Here is an 18,391-nt window from a genome sequence, read left to right on the forward strand (position 1 = left end):
TGGTATTACGCGCCGACCGCAAGGAAGATACGAAGCTCAAGGCGAAACCGCCCGATCGGGCTACCTGGCAACAGTGGGGCCCGAGCATTGATCGGCCCACCGGATCACACTGACCGCATTGATCAATTTCATCCGCGATCAAGGGTATGACAGGGTGCATTTGTCCAACACCCTCATGTACCTGGAGTAACACGTGCTCACTGTCGGCGACCAGTTCCCCACCTACGAGCTCACTGCCTGCGTCTCCCTGGAGACCGGCAAGGAGTTCGAGGTCATCAACCACAAGTCCTACGAGGGCAAGTGGAAGGTCGTCTTCGCGTGGCCGAAGGACTTCACCTTCGTCTGCCCCACCGAGATCGCGGCCTTCGGCAAGCTGAACGACGAGTTCGCCGACCGTGACGCCCAGGTCCTCGGCTTCTCGGGCGACTCGGAGTTCGTCCACCACGCCTGGCGCAAGGACCACGCCGACCTGCGTGACCTGCCCTTCCCGATGCTGGCCGACTCCAAGCACGAGCTGATGCGCGACCTCGGCATCGAGGGTGCCGACGGTTTCGCCCAGCGTGCCGTCTTCATCGTCGACCCGAACAACGAGATCCAGTTCACCATGGTGACCGCCGGCTCCGTCGGCCGTAACCCCAAGGAGGTCCTGCGGGTGCTGGACGCCCTCCAGACCGACGAGCTGTGCCCGTGCAACTGGACCAAGGGCGAGACCACCCTGGACCCCGTCGCCCTGCTGGCCGGTGAGTGACCGATGTCCCTCGACGCGCTGAAGTCCGCCATACCGGACTACGCCAAGGACCTCAAGCTCAACCTCGGCTCGGTGATCGGCAACAACGACAAGCTCTCGCAGCAGCAGCTGTGGGGGACCGTCCTCGCCACCGCCATCGCCTCCCGTAGCCCCATCGCCCTGCGCGAACTGGAGCCCGAGGCCAAGGCCAACCTCTCCCCCGAGGCGTACACCGCCGCCAAGTCCGCCGCCGCGGTCATGGCGATGAACAACGTCTTCTACCGGACCCGGCACCTGCTGTCGGACCCGGAGTACGGCACCCTGCGCGCCGGTCTGCGGATGAATGTCATCGGCAACCCGGGCGTGGAGAAGGTCGACTTCGAGCTGTGGTCGCTGGCGGTCTCGGCCGTCAACGGCTGTGGACAGTGCCTCGACTCCCACGAGCAGGTGCTGCGCAAGGCCGGTCTGGACCGCGAGACGATCCAGGAAGCCTTCAAGATCGCGGCGGTCGTCCAGGCCGTCGGTGCCACGCTGGACTCCGAAGCGGTCCTGGCCCAGTAGCCGACCCCCGTTGTTCCATCACGAAGAAGGACCCCGCCGATGTGCGAACGGCGGGGTCCTTCGTCGTCCGTCCGGCCCGTGCACCAGCCGCCGCCCAGACGATCTCAGCTCTGGAGCTCGACCATCAGCGCCTTGGTGTCGGCGATCATGGACGCCTTGATCCCGGAGAGGTTCGTGGGCGGGCGGGCGCCCGTCTTGGCGTACAGGTCCATCTGGACGGTCATACCGAGCACGGCTTGACCGTCGAGCACATGGATCGCCAGTTCCTCTCCACCCTTCACGGTGACGAATGCCTTGTCCCCCAACCGCTCGACGCGCCTCAAAGTGTCGGGCGTTTCATCAGCGCTGAGCATCGGTGTCAGCTCCGCCTCGAACTCCGGTCCGGGGTCGATCTTCTTGTGCAGGGTGTACGTGAGGCTGACCGTGGCCGGAAATCTGCCCTTCGACTCGTCCCCCTCGAAGGCGAGGAAGCAACTCGCCCGATGCTGGTCCGGATGGACCCGGGTCAAGGGGCTGGGAGCGGACGGCGGGGTGCCGAGTTCTGTCGTCAACGCGTTGAGTTTCGCGTCGGCGCAGAGGTTGCGGCTGGCCCGCCAGTCGCCAGTGTCGGGTACCGGCGTCGGTTCGTCGTGGAGGTAGATGCCACCGGCCCAGACCGCGGAAGCGGCGATCGCTCCGCCGAGCGCCCAGAGCCAGGACTGCCGCCGTACACCGTCGTCCGAAACACCGGGCTCAACGGGTACGGGTGCCTCGGTGCGCTGTTCTGGAATCGTCCGCGCGTCGTTGTAGGGCTCGTCCCCGTCGAACAGTTCCGGCTCGGATATCACGGCACTTCCCTCGTCGGCGCCTCGGGCGGCACGGCGGGCGAGGAGCCCAGTGCCGTGGCGCCGTGCGGCGGTGACGTGCCTTTCAGCGCCTCTCCCCTGCTGTACGCGCGAAGATAGCCCACCACCGTGTTCGTCACGGCGACGAGGGGCACCGCGACCACTGCGCCACCGATTCCCGCGGTCATACCGCCGACCGCGACCGCGAGCACCACGGCCAGCGGATGGACGCGTACGGCACGGCCGAGAATGAACGGCTGGAGCACATGGCCTTCGATCTGCTGTACCGCCAGCACCACGATCAACACCATCAGGGCGCTGAACACGCCCTGGGTGACCAGCGCGACGACGACGGCCAACGCCCCCGAGATCACCGCTCCGACCAGGGGGATGAAGGCGAACAGGAAGATGAAGACGGCGAGCGGCACGGCCATCGGCACATCGAGGATGTAGATGCCGAGACCGATGAAGATCGCATCGATCAGGGCCACCACCACCGTGCCCCGCACATAGGCGGTCAGTGTGCGCCAGGCCCGGGGACCTGCGCCGGCGACACCGGCACGGGCCTGGGCCGGGACCAGTTTGAGGCTCCAGTTCCAGATCCGCTTCCCGTCATAGAGCAGGAAGAGCGTCGAGAACATCGCGAGCAGCATCCCGGTGAGGATCTCCACCATCACGGTCACACCCTGGAGCCCCGCCGAGGTGATCTCCTCGGTGTTGGTGCCGATGGTGTCGCTCAGATTGGCGGCGATGTCGTTGATCTGGCTTTCCGTCACATGGAAGGGGCTGTCGAGGAGCCAGCGCTTCAACTCGTCGATGCCGTCCCTGACCCGGTCGGAGAGGTCGCCGAGGTTCTCCAGGACCTGCCAGACGACGAACCAGCCGACCAGCCCCATGATGACGAATCCGGCCACGGCGGTGACCGCTGTGGCCAGCCCGCGCGGTAGCCCGAGCCTGCGCAGCCGGGCGACGGTGGGCTGGAGCAGTGCGGTGATGAGCAGCGCGGCGACGAAGGCCAGGACCACGAGTTGTACGGCACTGATGACCCGCATCAGCACCCACAGGGTCCCCGCCAGCACCAGCAGCCGCCAGCCTGCCTCGGCCGCCACCCTCATCCCCCACGGAATGGCGTCCACCGGATCGGGGCGGGGCTGCACGGCAGGTGCGTACGGAGGAGGCGCGGGCACGCTCCGCGGTCCGTCAGCAGGGCCCGGGAGATCTTCGTCCACGGGTAGCTTCTCGACGTTCACGTCCAGGTCAGCTGGGTCGCGGGAGCGCTCCTGGCGTTCGCCCATGCGCTCGGACATCCGGTTGAGTGAATCGCCCCAACCGGCGAGCCACCCTGGCACTTTCGACATGATGGTGCTTCTTCCCCCCATAACTCCTCCCGAGACCCCGGGATCGACGACGCTACACGCAACGGAGCCCCTCACCGTAGGGACGGTGAGGGGCATGCCGAAGTTGAGCGGGAGTCATGACGGGCCTCAGGGCCCGGCGAACTCTAGTACCAGCGGTTGGCCTGCCAGAAGCTCCAAGCGCCACAAGGGCTGTCGTACCGCTCGTTCATGTACTTCAGGCCCCACTTGATCTGGGTCGCGGGGTTCGTCCGCCAGTCGGCACCGGCCGAGGACATCTTCGAGCCGGGCAGTGCCTGGACCAGTCCGTAAGCGCCGGAGGACGGGTTCTGCGCCAGATAGTTCCAGGTGGACTCTTTCTGGACGATGTTGCTGAAGCACTGGAACTGGTCGCCCGGAATCATCTGTCGGGCCATCGCCTTGACTTCGGCGACGCTGTACGAGCTCTTGGCGGTGAAGCTGGAGGCGTCGCGCACCGAATCCCGGCTGGCGCGCTCGGCTGCCTTGGCCTTCTCCTTGGCCTTGGCAGCGGCCTCCGCCTCCTTCTTGGCCTTGCTGTCCGCGGCGTCCTTCTTGGACTTCGCGAGCTGGGCCGCCTGGATGCGGGCGGATTCCTCGGCGGACTTGCGCGCCGAAGCCTCGGCGGCTGCCGCCTGGGCATCGGCCTGCTCAGTCAGCGAGGAGACCTGGACCTGGGCCTGCTGACCCATGGGTATTTCAGCGAGGAGGGTCGTGTCGGCAGCCGCCGCCTCGAAGTTGTCACTTGAGGACTGGGGGTCGCCAGAGGCCACGCCCACGACTGCTCCGACGGTGGTGACCGCAGTGGCAGACGCCACCGCGAACCCCCGGACCGAGATCCGGCTCACACGGTTTCCTTCCAGCATCGCCTGAGGTGACCCCGCGGGCGAATCGTGCCCCTGACGCTGGCCTCCACTGTCTTGGTCACAGGAGGCGCGGGCCCGTGGTCAACTCCCAGCGGGAGAGCCGGTGAAACTTGCGGGCGGCATACGACGGCAGGTGTTGAGTTGTGTGTTGCTAGCACCACGAGTGGTGCCGGTGCCGTATGCGGGGCCTGACGGAAGCAAGACTCTGCCCCAACGTCACGCCGCAAGGCAATTATTCATTACGTGGGATAGCTCACACGCCGTTTGGCGCAGAACCTTCCCGGAAAGAACCGCGCAGCACAGCGCCGCCCCGCTACGCTGCTGCGCTTGCGGGGCGGCGCCGAGGGTCAATTCCTCCTAGATCTGGCCTTCCTCCAGCATTTCGGTCACCAGTGCGGCGATCTGCGAACGCTCGGAGCGCGTGAGGGTGACATGGGCGAAGAGCGGATGCCCCTTCAGTTTCTCGACCACGGCGACGACTCCGTCATACCGGCCGACCCTGAGGTTGTCCCGTTGGGCCACGTCGTGGGTGAGCACCACCCGGGAGTTCGCCCCGATTCGGGACAACACCGTGAGCAGGACGTTCCGCTCCAGTGACTGGGCCTCGTCCACGATGACGAACGCGTCGTGGAGCGAACGGCCGCGGATGTGCGTCAGCGGGAGGACCTCCAGCATGCCGCGTCCCAGGACCTCCTCGATGACCTCTCGCCCGGCGACGGCCGAGAGGGTGTCGAAGACGGCTTGTGCCCAGGGGCTCATCTTCTCGGCCTCGGTACCGGGCAGATAGCCCAGTTCCTGCCCGCCCACCGCGTACAGCGGACGGAAGACCATCACCTTCTGGTGCTGCTGCCGCTCCAGGACCGCTTCCAGACCTGCGCAGAGCGCGAGCGCCGACTTTCCGGTACCGGCCCGGCCGCCGAGGGAGACGATGCCGACATCCGGGTCGAGCAGCAGATCGAGCGCGATGCGCTGTTCGGCGCTGCGGCCGTGGATGCCGAACGCCTCCCGATCGCCCCGCACCAACCGGACGTTCCCTTCCGCCGTGACCCGGCCGAGTGCCTTGCCCCGTTCGGACTGGAGGACCAGTCCGGTGTGGACGGGCAGTTCGGCGACCTCGGGAACGTAGAGCGTCTCCTCCCCGTAGAGCAGATCCACTTGATCGGCGGAGAGGGACAGCTCCGACATTCCGGTCCAGCCGGAGTCGGTGATGGCCAACTCCGCGCGGTACTCCTCGGCGAGGAGCCCGACCGAGGACGCCTTGATCCGTAGGGGTAGGTCCTTGGAGACGACCGTGACGTCATACCCCTCCGCCTGGAGGTTCCTCGCCACCGCCAGAATCCTTGAGTCGTTGTCACCGAGCCGGAAACCGGCCGGGAGGACCCCTGGATCGGAGTGGTTGAGCTCGACCCGGATCGTGCCGCCGAGGTCGCCCAGCGGAATGGGGGCGTCGAGACGTCCGAACCGGATGCGGAAGTCGTCCAACAGGCGTAGTGCCTGCCGGGCGAAGTAACCCAGTTCTGGATGGTGCCTCTTGGCCTCCAACTCCGTGATGACCACGATCGGGAGCACGACTTCATGCTCCTCGAAACGGGTCGGGGCGCTTGGATCGGCCAGCAGGACGCTGGTGTCGAGAACGTAAGTGCGCCTATCGGGCATCCGGCGCTTTGTGCTGTTCACCACGGAAGGACGTACCCCCTCGGATGAGGTCGGCGGTGCGACGCCGTCGCGGGCCTTGGTGTCTGCCGCCGGAGGACAGCAGACAGATCTCCCCGCCCTAGGCGGGGAAGGGACCGGGTCATCGGCCACGATGCACGGGCCGAGCACCGGCCCCTGTCCAGGTCCGCACGAGGAGTGCGATCCATCGAGTGCAAAGGGCCTCCCGGGTGAGCGGTCACGGCCACTCACTGAGATACGACGTTCGTGGTTCGGACGTCGACCTGCAAGGGGTATTCCCTCGAACACACGTGACCATGCCCGATGTGCCACGACACCTGGATGAACGCGGGGTTATCAGCTCTGGTGGGGGCATCGGTTCGGGTGTGTCGAGCAGCCCTCGGCGGAAGGTGCGTGGGCGGCGCGGGGCCCGCCCCGGTCAGTCGGTCGGCGCAACGATCCGAGCCGCCACGGTTACCGTCCGTGACGACGGTGGACGAGGGGCCGGACGCAGGGAAGGACCCGGGAGACCGGGCGGGACAACACCGAGGGCGGTCGGTCGCACAGGGGGGCGCATGAATCGGCGGGGCGCGCGCCTCGGCGGTCCCGCGGCAATCGGCTGCCCGCCCGGATGCGAGGGCGCACCACCCCTCGGACCGACCGCGGTGTCAGCTGCCGTAGCGGCGGTGCCGCGCCGCGTAGTCACGCAGCGCGCGCAAGAAGTCCACCTTGCGGAAGGCGGGCCAGAAGACTTCGCAGAAGTAGTACTCGGAGTGGGCGCTCTGCCAGAGCATGAAGCCCGACAGCCGCTGCTCTCCGCTGGTGCGGATGACGAGATCCGGGTCGGGCTGACCGCGCGTGTACAGGTGTTCGGAGATGTGTTCGACGTCGACGGTCTCGGCGAGTTCCTCGACGCTGGTGCCCTTCTCGGCGTGTTCCAGCAGGAGTGAGCGGACCGCGTCGGCGATCTCCTGGCGCCCCCCGTACCCAACGGCGACGTTGACCAGTATTCCGCCGCGGATGCCGAGCGTGGCCTGCTCGGCCTCCTTCAGCACCGACTGCGTACGGGCGGGGAGCAGGTCGAGCGTCCCGACGTGGTGGACCCGCCAGCGGCCGTCCGCGGCCAGGGCGCGCACGGCGTCCTCGATGATCCCGAGGAGGGGAATGAGTTGGTCGTCCGGCCGGTCGAGGTTGTCCGTGGAGAGCATCCAGAGCGTGACGACCTCGACATCGGTCTCCGCGCACCAGCCCAACAGCTCTTGGATCTTGCTGGCGCCCGCTTTGTGACCCGATTCGGGGGTGTTGCCGGACGCCTTGGCCCAGCGACGGTTGCCGTCGAGGATGACTCCGATGTGCTTGGGCACCTGGGCGTGGTCCAGTCGGCCTTCCACCCGGCGTGCGTAGAGCCTGTACACCAGGTCACGCAAGTTCACAGAGTTCACCTCTCGGTTCTGGCGGGCGCATCAGCCCTGGGTGCCGGGGGTAGGGAGTCCGCTGCCGGGGCCCGTTGCGTTGAACGGCGCGATGACCGGTACAGCCATCGCCATGCGGCAATTCGCCCGCGCCGTGCGGCATCCCCTGAAGCGGCCACATTACTGCGCATGGGGCACAGTGACCCAACCCGGTCTGTCACAAGTCCGTGATAAGCAGACAGGTGTGACTGATTCCAACGCGGTTCCTTCGCCGTCCCTCTATCTCGCCTCCACCGACCGCTACGACTCCATGGAGTACAGGCGCAGTGGTCGCTCGGGGCTCAAGCTGCCCGCGATCTCCCTCGGTCTCTGGCACAACTTCGGTGACGATCGGACCCTCGATTCCCAGCGCGCCATCCTGCGTCGGGCCTTCGACCTGGGAGTGACCCACTTCGACCTCGCGAACAACTACGGCCCGCCGCCCGGTTCCGCAGAACTGAACTTCGGCAAGATCTTCGCCCGGGACTTCGCCCCGTACCGCGACGAGCTGATCATTTCCACCAAAGCGGGCTATCTCATGCACCCCGGACCCTACGGGGAATGGGGCTCGCGGAAGTACCTCCTGTCCTCGCTCGACGCGTCGCTGCGCCGAATGGGTCTGGAGTACGTGGACATCTTCTACTCGCACCGCTTCGATCCGGACACTCCGCTGGAAGAGACCATGGGTGCGCTGGCGTCCGCGGTACGTCAGGGCAAGGCCCTGTACGCGGGCGTCTCCTCCTACAACGCGGAGCAGACGGCCGAGGCCGCCCGGCTGCTGCGCGAGATGGGGGTTCCCGCGCTGATCCACCAGCCGTCGTACTCGATGATCAACCGCTGGATCGAGGACGACGGGCTCCTCGGCACGCTGGAGGCGGAGGGCATGGGCTGCATCTCCTTCGTCCCCCTCGCCCAGGGCCTGCTCACGGGGAAGTACCTCAAGGGCATTCCGGCGGGCTCACGGGCGACCCAGGGCAAGTCGCTGGACCCGGATCTGCTCTCGGACGAGGTGGTGCGACGGCTCAACGGGTTGAACGACATCGCGGCGCGCCGGGGACAGAGCCTGGCGCAGTTGGCGTTGGCCTGGGTCCTGCGGGACGGGCGGATGACGTCGGCGCTGATCGGTGCGTCGAGCGTGGCGCAACTGGAGGAGAACGTGGGTGCGCTCGCCGCAGAGCCGCTGACCGATGCCGAGCTGGCGGAGATCGATGCCTTCGCCGTGGACACCCAGGGCACGAACATCTGGGCGGACCGGGGCTGAGGGGCGGGAGCCCTCCCCGTCCATCGGAGCGTCCGGGGCCCTCCGGGGCCCAGAGGCGCCCGGCGAACGGCGCCGACCGAACGGCTGGCGCGGGGTTTCGACCCCGGGCCGGAAAAGAAACCGGGCCGGTCCGTGGGGGGGGATACGGACCGGCCCGAGGGGGGGCTTCCACCATAACGCTTCGCAGGTCGTGCTGCTCGCCACCGCCGCGCCGGTGGCTTTGACCAGGCTGTCAGGCAAGGAGCGCGCCACTCGCCACGAGGTCGAGGGGCGGGCGGAGAGCACAGTCCCGAGGATGCTCACGGGCTGTTCAGGGCGTACGCGAAGGGTGCTCAGGGGTGCCGTTCCCGTGCTTTCGCCGTTCTCTGAGTGCTGCCGTCCCGATGGCCGTAGGTGGTGGGGGTGGCCCTTCGCCCGGCTGGTTTCCGCGCCGCATCCGGATGGGCTAACCCGCACGGGTGACCCGGGGAAGGGGCGCCGGATTGACCGGTCGGTCCGGTCCGGCAGCCGAGGCGGAGGGGCGTACGGGATCGAGCTCGCCCGGGCGGCCCGGCGACTGTGAGTCCGGGCGGCCGGCTGGGCGTCCCTGTGCGGGGCCGGCTCAAGGCCGCACGATCGTTCAGACCGCGCACTCCTTGGTCTTGCGCTCGATGATCTCCTGCATGAAGGTCTCGCCCCAGGCGCCCAAGGGCTCCAGCGCCCGATTGAGCGCCTCTCCCAACTCGGTCAGCGAGTACTCGACGCGCGGCGGCACCTCGCGGTACACCTCGCGATGGACGATCCCGTCCGCCTCCAGCTCCCGGAGCTGCTGGATCAGTACCTTCTCGGTGACCCCGACCACCTCACGCCGTAGCTCGCCGAAGCGATGGGTGCGGTCATGGAGAGCCCACAGGATCAGGGGCTTCCACTTTCCACCGACGACATCGACCGCGGCGTCGAGGCCACACTGATAGACGGGCTTGGCCTTGGGCACGGCAACTCCTCGGATGTCCCTGACACTTACCGTCCGGGAAGTACACCACTTCCCTTCGAACGCCTGCATCAACTAGGCCAGAAGCTGTCCTCGATGGATCCTAGAGTCGAGCCATGACGACACGCACCGTGACCTGGACGCAGTCCAATGCCCGCACCCTGTCGCGTCAGGGGCTCGACACCCCTCTCCGGGCAACCCCGGCCACGGTCACCTCGGCCATGCTGGCCGCACAGGCACAGGTGCTGTCGGCCGCCGAGCTCTCGGTGGCGCTCAGGCTCGGTGGTGGGGCGACACGCACCACCGTTCGCGATGCGCTGTGGACCGACGGCTCACTGGTGAAGACCTACGGTCCCCGCGGCACCATTCATCTGCTGGCCAGGGACGACCTCCCGATGTGGACCGGTGCGCTGACGGCGATCCCGGGCACCACGAGCCGTGCACCGGAGGCCGTGGGCCTGACCGCGGCCCAGACCGAGCAGGTCATCGATGCGATCGCCGACGCCCTGACGGACGCCCAACTGACCACCGACGAACTCACCGAGGCGATCGTCGCGCGTACCGGACCCTGGGCCGGCGACCCGGTGATGGAAGCGTTCCAGGGCAAGTGGGCGCGCTGGCGACAGGTGACGCACCTCGCGGCCCATCGGGGCGTGCTCGCCTTCGCGCCGAACAAGGGCCGCCGGGTCGCCCACACCAACCCCCAAGCCGTGCCCATGGAGCAGGGCGAGGCACTGGGGCGACTGGTCGTGCGGTACCTCCGCGCCTACGGTCCCGCCACCTCCGCGCACTTCGCCAAGTGGCTGGCCGCCCCGCAGGGCTGGGCGAAGGAGTTGTTCCGGTCCTCGGCGGCCGAGGGCCGCATCGAACCCGTGCGGTACGAGGGGGATGCGGCCTTCGTGGCGGCCGGTGACGGCGAGTTCCCGGCCGCCGAACCCCGGGGTGTGCGGCTGCTCCCGTACTTCGACGCGTACACCATCGCCTCACAGCCGCGGGAGCTGCTCTTTCCCGGACCAGCCCGGGAGAGGGCACTGGCGGGCGGGCAGGCGGGGAACTACCCGGTCGTCCTGGTCGACGGCGCAGTGGCGGGCGTATGGCATCAGAAGAGGTCAGGAAAGCGGATCGCGGTGACTGTCGAACCGATCGGGGAGTCCCTCGACCGGGCGTCCGCCCGCGAGGAGTTGGCGGAGCAGGTCGAGCGTGTCGCGGAGGTACTGGAGGCACGCGCGACGCTGACGGTCGGGAAGGTGCTGGTGGGGGCGCACGCCTAGGGAACGTCATCGCTCAGTGGTCACTGGTGACCAGTGGCCGGTTCAGCGGGTGCGCCGGAGCAGGGTGATGCCGTCCCGCTCCGCCACGAGCCGATAGCCGTGGACCTTTCGGGCGGCGGCGAGCTCCGCGGCCTGCTGCTCCGGCGGGTAGGGCCAGTGCCCCGTGCGGTAGGGCCATGCCTCGGGCGCCCTGGCGTCATGGACGATCCACTGCGCCGTGGGACGCGGCAGCTTTCCCTTGCTGTACTCGTACAACCGGGCGTCGACCGGGAAGGTGGGGAAGAGCACCACGTCGCAACGGGAGGTGAGTTGCGGCACCAGCCGGTTGGAGGCGGCGACCGACGCACCGTCCGGAATCTCGTCCAGCAGCGCCCGGGCCGCTTCGATGTGCGCGGTGGTCCGCCAGGTGGCGCGTTGGACGAGTTGGGCGAGCGGGAACGACGGCAGCAGGACGGCGGTCACCGCGAGGACGGTGGCGAGCGAGGCTCGGACGTGGCGGGCGCCGAGCGGATGTCCACTGCCGCGCCACCTCCGCAGGGAGTCGATCAGCCCGGCGCACACGATCGGCATCAGCACGGCGCTGTAGTGGAAGGAAGTGCCCCAGTGGAAGCCGTTCTGCGACAACATCCGCCAAGCCAGGGTGGGCACGGCGAGCAGGGCGAGCGGTGAGCGCAGGGCGAGCAGGGCGGACGGGGCGAAGACGAGGACCAGGGTCATGGCCTTGATGTCCGGCCGCAGTGCGTCGAGCGGCGCGAAGGCGATGGTGGCCAGCCAGGAGGAGTGGAGGTCGGCACCCAGGTTCTCGCCGTGCGCATAGCCGCCCGCCGGGTTGAAGGCGGGCAGGAGATAGGTGATCTCGATCAGCGATGCGCCCACGCCGACCGCCGCGGTGACCAGACCGAGCCGGCGCGGCCCCTGGAAGGCGATGAGGCAGCCGAGTGCGGCCAGGGTGAGCCCCAGATCCTCCTTGATCAGTACGAGGGGCGCGGCCCAGGCGACGGCAGCGCGCCAGCGCTGCTGTCCCACTGCGGCGAGCGCGTGGGCGAGCAGGGGAACGGCGAGCGCCACCTCATGGAAGTCGAAGGCGGCGGCGGATGCGATGCCCCAGCTCAGGCCGTAGGAGAGGGCGATGACATGGGCGGACCTGCGTCCGAGCACACGGGCCGCCCAGGCGACCAACGGCACGGCGGCGACGGCGAGGAGCGCGGATTGCACGAGCAGGAGACAGAGCGGGGAGGGCCAGAGCCGGTAGAGCGGTGCAAGAACGGCGAGCGCGGGGTGGAAGTGGTCGCCGAGCAGGTTGAAGCCCTCGCCGCGCAGCGGGACGATCGGGGGCCGGAGTTGGGCGTAGGCGCGAACTGCCTGTTCGAAGATGCCGAGGTCGTACCCGGTGGTGCGCATCAGCAGATGGCGACGGACGGCGACGGTGGCGTAGAGGGCGAAGAGGACGGCCGCCCAACTCCACGGCAGCGACGCCCGACGGCCGGTGCGGAACGTCGTCGGGTGGGGCGTCCCGGTGCGGGCGGGCGGGTGCGGGGTGCGGGCCCGAAGGGGAGTGACGGCCCTCAGCAGTCCCTCACGCCACACAGTTGAGTTGTCCAAGAACGTCCGCATACATCCGGATGCTAGACGGGGGCGAACGGTCGGCCGTACACCTCAGAGGGGGGCGTGTCCTCGGGAGTGAGCTCCCCGTTCGGACATCCGACCGCCGTACGGCTCGGTATGGAACCGACTCCCGGCGCCTTTCGCTCCGGAACCGTTCGGTCCACCGCCCCTGATCGCCTTCCGACCGACGTCGGTGGCACGACCGATCTGACCTGAGGTCAGCGGAGGGCGGCGAATGCTCCCCACACGACTCCGAAGAGTGCGCCGAGGATCATAAAGGGACCGAACGGGATCGCGCTCTTGCGGTGCGCGCGCCCAAGGGCGATCAGCCCGAATCCGTACAGCGAACCGAAAAGGAACCCGGCGAACGCACCGGTGATCAGCACCCCCCAGCCGTACCAGCCGAGTACCACCCCCAGCGAGAGCGCGAGTTTGACGTCGCCGAACCCCATGCCGCCGGGGTGGATCACGAACAGCAGACAGTAGAAGGCCCCCAGGGTGAGCCCGCCGAGGAGGGCTGTGGTCCAGGAACCCCCGTCCGACGGCAGCACGGAAGCGAGGCCGAGCAGGACGACCGCGGCGGCGGCCAGCGGGAGGGTGAGGTGGTCGGGCAGCCGGTGGACCCGGGCGTCGACGACGGCGAGCAGGGTGGCGACGGGCGTGAGCACCAGCCACACGGCGAGTTCCGGACGGCAGCCGGTGGCGACCGCGAGCACCGCACAGACCGCGGCCGTCAGGAGGGGGACAACGCCGGGCGCGATCCGGACGGAGACACTCCGCCAAGGCCCGCCGCCGTCCGCTGTGGGCTTCCGGCCGGAGGTCGGGTCCGCACGCAGCACGGACGGCGGGTCCGACGGTGTCGCGTTCGCCGGTGTCGCGTTCGCCGCGGCTGACCGCGCATCGGATGCCGTGCGCCCACCTGTCCCGCTGTTTCCGTACGATCCATCGCCCGGACCGGGGAGGAGCGAACCGCCCTTCGCTCCCGCACAGTCGGAGCACCGCGCCGGGCCCAACCAGCCCCCGAGGGGACCGCGGAACGGATGGCCGGCGGGGCACTCGTCCCGCCAGGGGTCCGTCGCCGGGACGGCCAGCCGGTACGCGGCCCGGAGTATGAGGAGTCCGGTGGCGAGGCCCCACAGGACGGAGGCGGCGATGAGCGTGGCGTACACGGCTCAGAGACTATTTGCTCGGGTGAGCCGGGTCATGGGCCTTCGCTGATCCGGTTCGGGACAGGACCCTGGGCCCAGATGGGACCCGGGGGCCCGGCCCGGATCTCAAGATCTGACCTCAGGGCCGGCTCTCGGGGACTCGGGACCTGAGCCGGCTCTCGGGGACTCGGGACCTGGGCCGGCTCTCGGGGACTCGGGGCCTGGGCCGGCTCTCGGGGACTCGGGACCTGGGCCGTGCAGGTCGCGCCCGGACTGCCGTGCCCTGCCCGTGCGCCCGTGGCACGGTTCCGTACACGGTCACGGCCCGGACGGTGACCGGGCGGGCTACGGTCTCGACCATGCGACGAGGACACCAATGGCAGGACGGCAAGGGCGTGTTGTGGGTACCGGGGAACGAAGCCCTCCCCCTGGAGATCGCGGCGAGCCGGGGAACCCGACGCCGGGGCCTGCTGGGGCGGCCCGGAATCGACGGGGCCCTGCTGATCACCCGATGCAGCGGAGTGCACACCTTCCAGATGCAGTTCACCATCGACGTGGCCTATCTCGACGGGGATCTGAAGGTCGTGGACGTCCACACGCTGAAACCCGGACGGCTGGGCAGGCCGCGGCTGCGCGCCCGTCATGTGCTGGAGGCCGAAGGCGGGTCGATGGCGGCTTGGGGAGTGAGCAAGGGGGTGCATTTGAGGGTCGACGGCAGCGACTGACGAGCCTGTCGAACGGCCTGTGTCGAATCCCGCGGGGCTCGTGTGCGCGCCGGCCGAGTGCCCCTCTTCCGCCGTCCGTCCGACGACGCCATCGGGCAGCCGATCAGTGGGGGCTCGGTTTGAACGGTGTACGGGCTGCGGTGCGTCTGCGCCGGCCACGCCGGCTCAACACCGCCCAGACGACGAGCCAGAGCACCAGGAGCGTCCCCATGACGAGCCCCACGACACCCACGATCAACAGCATTTCCGCACGGTCATCGTCATCGTCGAGGAATGCGTTCTGCTGGGCAGCGGCGCGTTCGAGTTCGGAGATGCCGAACCCCGCATCCGTCGCATCGCCCTCGTACTCGGGTCCGTCCTGCGGCTCGCCGGATATGCCCACCCGTAAAGTCACCGGCAGGGGGCTGGAGATGCGTTGGTCGAGCGAGATCCGGAGGTAGTACCAGCCGGAGAAGCGCATGGCGCTCCGGTCGTCCTGGTCGGCCACCCGGTTGGCGAAGGCGGCCGGTGCCGTGCTCATCGACAAGGTGGTGGGCGTGCCGCGGTAGTCGCCTCCGGTGTCGTCGACGAAGCCGCGCGCCGTGTTGAACACCGTCATGCGCAGACCAGCCGCAACCGATGAGGCATCGGACGCCGCGTCCCCGAAGTCACCATCGACGAAGAGTTGCTGACCCCAGTCGATCGGCACCCGGTAGAAGCGGCTCTCACCTGGGTTGAGCCGGTCGCGCCACACACCGTGGCCCACGGGGGTCGCATCGTAGAAGCCGGATCCACCGCTGGCGCCCTTCGCCTCCCCCTTCACCCGCTGGGGCAGTCGGGTGCTCCAGGACGCGGGCGCGGACGGCATGACCGCCCCGGCCTTCAGCCCGGGCTCCTTCATGTACTTCAACTCGACGGGCCACCGACTCGCCGTGGACGCACCCGAAGAACCGATCCACTCCACCGAGTAGACGTAGTCCCCCGGCGTCTGGCACTCGCGGCCCTTGCCGATGCGGCGGGTGGAGTAGTCGGCGACGGGCAGCGGGGTCGTACCGCCGAAGGTGATGTCGTTGCTGACGCTGCACTGCGCGCCCTCGGCCGAACGCAGGGAGACCCTGATGCCGTCGGTCGCGCTGACCGTTCCATCACGCGGTGGCGCGAGGACGGCCGAAACATACGCATTGGACGTGCCGTCGAGCGCCACTCGGTAGAACTTCCGCTCCCCGCCCGAAATGGTGTCGACGTATGTGCCGGGCGTGAGCCGGGGCCCGCCGGCCGAGGCCGAGGAAGCGCCCTTCACCGGCTGCGCGTCGGGCGCCGTCTCATAGGAGCTGAGCCAGTCGGGATTGGCCGCCGCGGCGGGAAGGGGCGCCTGGCCAAGGGCGAGTATCAGCCCGCAGGCGATCCCCGCTCCCGTGGTCCTGACCCCTGCCGCCGTGCCGCCCCGTCCCATTGCATGCTCCTCAGCCCATCAGTCGATCAGCTCACGCATCGACAGTCGGCCCGCAGCGTACTGCGGCTCCCACCTGCCTCGTATAGCTGGCCTCACATACGACTGACGGGATATGGCGTACTCAACCGGCCCCGCCCGTGGGGAAGGAGACCTCGACGCGGCGGTTCTTTCTGCGCCCTTCCTCACTGGAATTGTCCGCGATCGGATAGTCCTCGCTGTAGCCGCGGACCACATAGGTGACGGAGGCGTCGTTGAGTTGCTGGCTGAGCACTCCGTGGACGGCGTCGGCGCGCTTCTTGGACAGCACCTTGCCGTGCTCATAGGTGCCGAGGTCGTCGGTGAAGCCGAAGACGCGCAGACTCTGAGCCTTGTGCCGACGGATCTCCGCCACGATCGCAGAGATCCGGCCGCCCGCCTGGGGGGTGAGCTTCGCACTGTCCTTGCCGAACAGGACCTCGGCCTGAAGGGCGAACTTCAGTGAGGTGGGGGTCTCCTCGCGGCGTTCCTCGCCCCCCTCGGTCTCCACGATGGAGACGATGTCCAACACCCGCGACGAGGCGAGCTTGGCTCCTTCGCGCATCCTGAGACCGGGGCTGCTGCTGTCGATCGCCGGTGCCGCGGACGTGGGCGCGCTGTCGGGCGGCGCGCTGGGATCGTCCTTGGCCGCGGCCCCGGAGGCGCCGCCGAGTTGGAGCCCGGTGAACAGCAGCACCACGGCGACGGACACCGTCACCGAGGGATGTGGGTCTCTCCGCCTCCGGGCGGTCTCCGCACCCATCAGGAGAGCTCAATCGTCGCGGTGGGCATCAGCGGGATCTGGACCTCGACCGTGTCCGTCTCCGCGGGAGGAGAGGGGAACTGGGCGAAGAAGTCCACGCTCTGGCCGGAGGTGAACATACTCAACCCCGTGGTGGTCAGTGGGTAGTCATCGGTGTCCCGCAGGACGTAGTAGCGCTTCTTGGCCTTCTTGTCGACCAGGGTCATTCCCGCCAACGAAGGCCCCGTCATCGTGACTTCGTTCTCCGTGCCGTTCCACTGGACCGGAGTGGTCAGCCCCTTTCCCGTGGTGTTCTTCAGCACCCCGGAGATCGTGAGGAATCCGCCTTCGTCCCGTACGGCGCTGTTGATGGTGAACTGGAACCCATTGCTCCCGTTGATCGTCGCCAGTACCTTGCCGGGCTCCGACTCACCACCTCCGTCGCCCTGGTCCGGCTGCTGCGGCTGCTCCGGGGCGCCCACGGTGGACGATGGGGACTTGGCGTTCTTCTTGTCCGAACCGTCGTCACCACCGCCGCAGGCCGTCAGAGAGAGCGACAGTGCCGCGGCCAGCACGGCCCCGGCGGCCCTGCGGTTCTTCGCTCTGTGGCGAATGCTCATCAGTGCTGTTCCTTTGCGTTCGGTCGCGGTCAGTCCTCGGCCAACCGGACGGTGAAGAGTTCTGACATGTCAGGAAGAGGGTCCGGACTGTCGGGGTCGAGGGGGAACTCCTCACCGTCGCAGAAAAGCACGCCCGCCAGGATCGGTTCGTCCGATGACGAAGGGGTCGGTGGGGTCGGTTCTGCTTCCTCACCCTCGCCGCTGTCCGGCGGGGGCTCCTCGTCAGGAGCCTCGAAGGTGCATCGGGGCATCACGACGGCGGTTGCGGTGGCCTTGGCCGTCTCGCTCTCGGTACCGGGCAGGATCGTGTCACCGACCGGCTCCTGTGATCTGACGGTCACGGTGTAGCCCCAGCGATCGCCGCCGAGGGCCTGGCAACTGCCCGGGACCACCACGGTTCCGTTGGATTCCGCCAGGGCGTGCGCCGCAGGGCATCCATCACCGGGGTCGCCGAGGATCTCGCCGTCGAAGAGCTGCTCAAGGAAGTCGGCATCGGTGAGTCGGCCTGCGAGTTCGACGCCGAACTGATCACGGGAGTCCATGGCCGCGGCGAGGGCCGCCGCATCGGCGCCGGACTGGGCACCGTTGCGCGTGGCGCCCGCCTGCCCCACCGCGAAGAACGCGAGCGCCAGGGCCAGGATGCCGACCACCACGGCCACGTAGAGCGGGGCCGCCTGCCCCGCGTCACCGCCGCGGGGAGGCAGCAGATCGGTTACTCGCCGCCGCCTCCGCCGCCCAGGATCTTCGACACCTGGCTCTTGAGACCATTGGCGATGTCGCCGGCCACGCCCGAACCCACGAGGGCCGCGATGATCGCCGCCACCAGCACGATCACGCCGACGTACTCGACGGAGTCCTGGCCCGCGTCGCGACGCCTGCGCAGCGCCTCGGTGACTGCTGCCGTCCGGGCCGAAATGAACAGACGGGCCTTGACCGCGGCCTTCAGCGTCACGTTCTGCATGGTGTTCCCCTCCGGCGCCGACGGCCCGATCACCGGCCGGCTCATACGACTCCATGGCACCGCCCGCCATATCGCTACTCTCCGTATCGACATAGATGGCAGCGTGAGAAATGTACGCCGGGACGGCTCTGTCGTGAATGGGCCCGAGGGCCCAACTCCGGGCCCAATGGCGGATTCGACGTCTTT

At 68.5% G+C, this 18,391-nt stretch carries 18 protein-coding genes; 5 read left to right on the top strand and 13 right to left on the bottom strand.

Annotated features, from left to right (window positions below; all coding sequences use genetic code 11):
• Positions 1-193: 193 nt before the first annotated feature.
• Together ACFXJL_RS03085 and ACFXJL_RS03090 are read left to right on the top strand one after the other, a co-directional pair.
• Complete coding sequence (locus ACFXJL_RS03085; protein ID WP_329022866.1) at positions 194-748, top strand: peroxiredoxin; 555 nt, start codon at positions 194-196, stop codon at positions 746-748.
• Between the two features lie 3 nt (positions 749-751).
• Entirely contained in the window at positions 752-1,288 is a 537-nt protein-coding gene (locus tag ACFXJL_RS03090; RefSeq protein WP_329022864.1) for an alkyl hydroperoxide reductase, read from the top strand.
• A gap of 104 nt (positions 1,289-1,392) precedes the next feature.
• Here ACFXJL_RS03090 and ACFXJL_RS03095 read toward each other — a convergent pair whose 3' ends face one another.
• The 5 genes from ACFXJL_RS03095 to ACFXJL_RS03115 form a co-directional block, all read right to left on the bottom strand.
• Positions 1,393-2,115, bottom strand: coding sequence for a hypothetical protein (locus tag ACFXJL_RS03095; RefSeq protein WP_384688711.1), 723 nt, complete (start codon positions 2,113-2,115; stop codon positions 1,393-1,395).
• Positions 2,112-3,470: an AI-2E family transporter gene (locus tag ACFXJL_RS03100; RefSeq protein ID WP_384688714.1), complete on the bottom strand. Its 1,359-nt coding sequence runs from the start codon at positions 3,468-3,470 to the stop codon at positions 2,112-2,114. Before ACFXJL_RS03100 ends, ACFXJL_RS03095 begins: the two co-directional genes overlap by 4 nt.
• Positions 3,471-3,613: 143 nt before the next feature.
• Positions 3,614-4,351, bottom strand: a complete 738-nt coding sequence (locus ACFXJL_RS03105; protein ID WP_358876235.1) for a transglycosylase SLT domain-containing protein — start codon at positions 4,349-4,351, stop codon at positions 3,614-3,616.
• 357 nt (positions 4,352-4,708) lie between these two features.
• Positions 4,709-6,031 carry a PhoH family protein gene (locus ACFXJL_RS03110; protein ID WP_358876236.1) on the bottom strand — a complete coding sequence of 441 codons (1,323 nt, stop codon included), beginning with the start codon at positions 6,029-6,031 and terminating at the stop codon, positions 4,709-4,711.
• A 641-nt stretch (positions 6,032-6,672) separates the two neighbouring features.
• Positions 6,673-7,437 (bottom strand): isoprenyl transferase, encoded by a 765-nt coding sequence (locus ACFXJL_RS03115; protein WP_358876237.1) that lies wholly within the window; start codon positions 7,435-7,437, stop codon positions 6,673-6,675.
• A gap of 223 nt (positions 7,438-7,660) precedes the next feature.
• On the opposite strand from ACFXJL_RS03115, the gene mgrA reads away from it, so the two are divergent.
• Positions 7,661-8,716 (top strand): L-glyceraldehyde 3-phosphate reductase, encoded by a 1,056-nt coding sequence (mgrA, locus tag ACFXJL_RS03120; protein ID WP_384631451.1) that lies wholly within the window; start codon positions 7,661-7,663, stop codon positions 8,714-8,716.
• Between the two features lie 619 nt (positions 8,717-9,335).
• Here the strand turns inward: mgrA and ACFXJL_RS03125 are convergent.
• A complete protein-coding gene (locus ACFXJL_RS03125) occupies positions 9,336-9,689 on the bottom strand; it encodes a helix-turn-helix domain-containing protein (RefSeq protein WP_358876239.1) in 354 nt (117 codons plus the stop codon).
• Between the two features lie 113 nt (positions 9,690-9,802).
• Between ACFXJL_RS03125 and ACFXJL_RS03130 the strand changes: the two genes are divergently transcribed.
• A complete protein-coding gene (locus tag ACFXJL_RS03130) occupies positions 9,803-10,957 on the top strand; it encodes a winged helix DNA-binding domain-containing protein (protein ID WP_384688719.1) in 1,155 nt (384 codons plus the stop codon).
• Between the two features lie 42 nt (positions 10,958-10,999).
• Here ACFXJL_RS03130 and ACFXJL_RS03135 read toward each other — a convergent pair whose 3' ends face one another.
• Together ACFXJL_RS03135 and ACFXJL_RS03140 are read right to left on the bottom strand one after the other, a co-directional pair.
• The gene (locus tag ACFXJL_RS03135; RefSeq protein WP_384688721.1) at positions 11,000-12,571 is read right to left on the bottom strand and encodes a DUF2079 domain-containing protein; all 1,572 of its coding nucleotides are present in this window, start codon (positions 12,569-12,571) and stop codon (positions 11,000-11,002) included.
• Between the two features lie 209 nt (positions 12,572-12,780).
• Positions 12,781-13,731: a prepilin peptidase gene (locus ACFXJL_RS03140; RefSeq protein WP_384688724.1), complete on the bottom strand. Its 951-nt coding sequence runs from the start codon at positions 13,729-13,731 to the stop codon at positions 12,781-12,783.
• A 338-nt stretch (positions 13,732-14,069) separates the two neighbouring features.
• On the opposite strand from ACFXJL_RS03140, the gene ACFXJL_RS03145 reads away from it, so the two are divergent.
• Entirely contained in the window at positions 14,070-14,435 is a 366-nt protein-coding gene (locus tag ACFXJL_RS03145) for a DUF192 domain-containing protein (RefSeq protein ID WP_384631459.1), read from the top strand.
• A gap of 103 nt (positions 14,436-14,538) precedes the next feature.
• On the opposite strand, the gene ACFXJL_RS03150 is transcribed toward ACFXJL_RS03145, so the two are convergent.
• From ACFXJL_RS03150 to ACFXJL_RS03170, 5 genes are all read right to left on the bottom strand, one after another.
• Positions 14,539-15,867: a hypothetical protein gene (locus ACFXJL_RS03150; protein WP_358876244.1), complete on the bottom strand. Its 1,329-nt coding sequence runs from the start codon at positions 15,865-15,867 to the stop codon at positions 14,539-14,541.
• Positions 15,868-15,988: 121 nt separating this feature from the next.
• Positions 15,989-16,645 (bottom strand): OmpA family protein, encoded by a 657-nt coding sequence (locus tag ACFXJL_RS03155; RefSeq protein WP_384631461.1) that lies wholly within the window; start codon positions 16,643-16,645, stop codon positions 15,989-15,991.
• Positions 16,645-17,244, bottom strand: coding sequence for a hypothetical protein (locus ACFXJL_RS03160; RefSeq protein ID WP_358876246.1), 600 nt, complete (start codon positions 17,242-17,244; stop codon positions 16,645-16,647). Before ACFXJL_RS03160 ends, ACFXJL_RS03155 begins: the two co-directional genes overlap by 1 nt.
• 29 nt (positions 17,245-17,273) lie before the next feature.
• Positions 17,274-17,951: a pilus assembly protein TadG-related protein gene (locus tag ACFXJL_RS03165; RefSeq protein WP_358876519.1), complete on the bottom strand. Its 678-nt coding sequence runs from the start codon at positions 17,949-17,951 to the stop codon at positions 17,274-17,276.
• Positions 17,952-17,956: 5 nt separating this feature from the next.
• Positions 17,957-18,205, bottom strand: a complete 249-nt coding sequence (locus tag ACFXJL_RS03170) for a hypothetical protein (protein ID WP_384631897.1) — start codon at positions 18,203-18,205, stop codon at positions 17,957-17,959.
• Positions 18,206-18,391 lie beyond the last annotated feature (186 nt).

Origin of the sequence: Streptomyces sp. NPDC059256, from assembly GCF_042753785.1 — a bacterium.
In the GTDB taxonomy this organism is placed as follows: domain Bacteria; phylum Actinomycetota; class Actinomycetes; order Streptomycetales; family Streptomycetaceae; genus Streptomyces.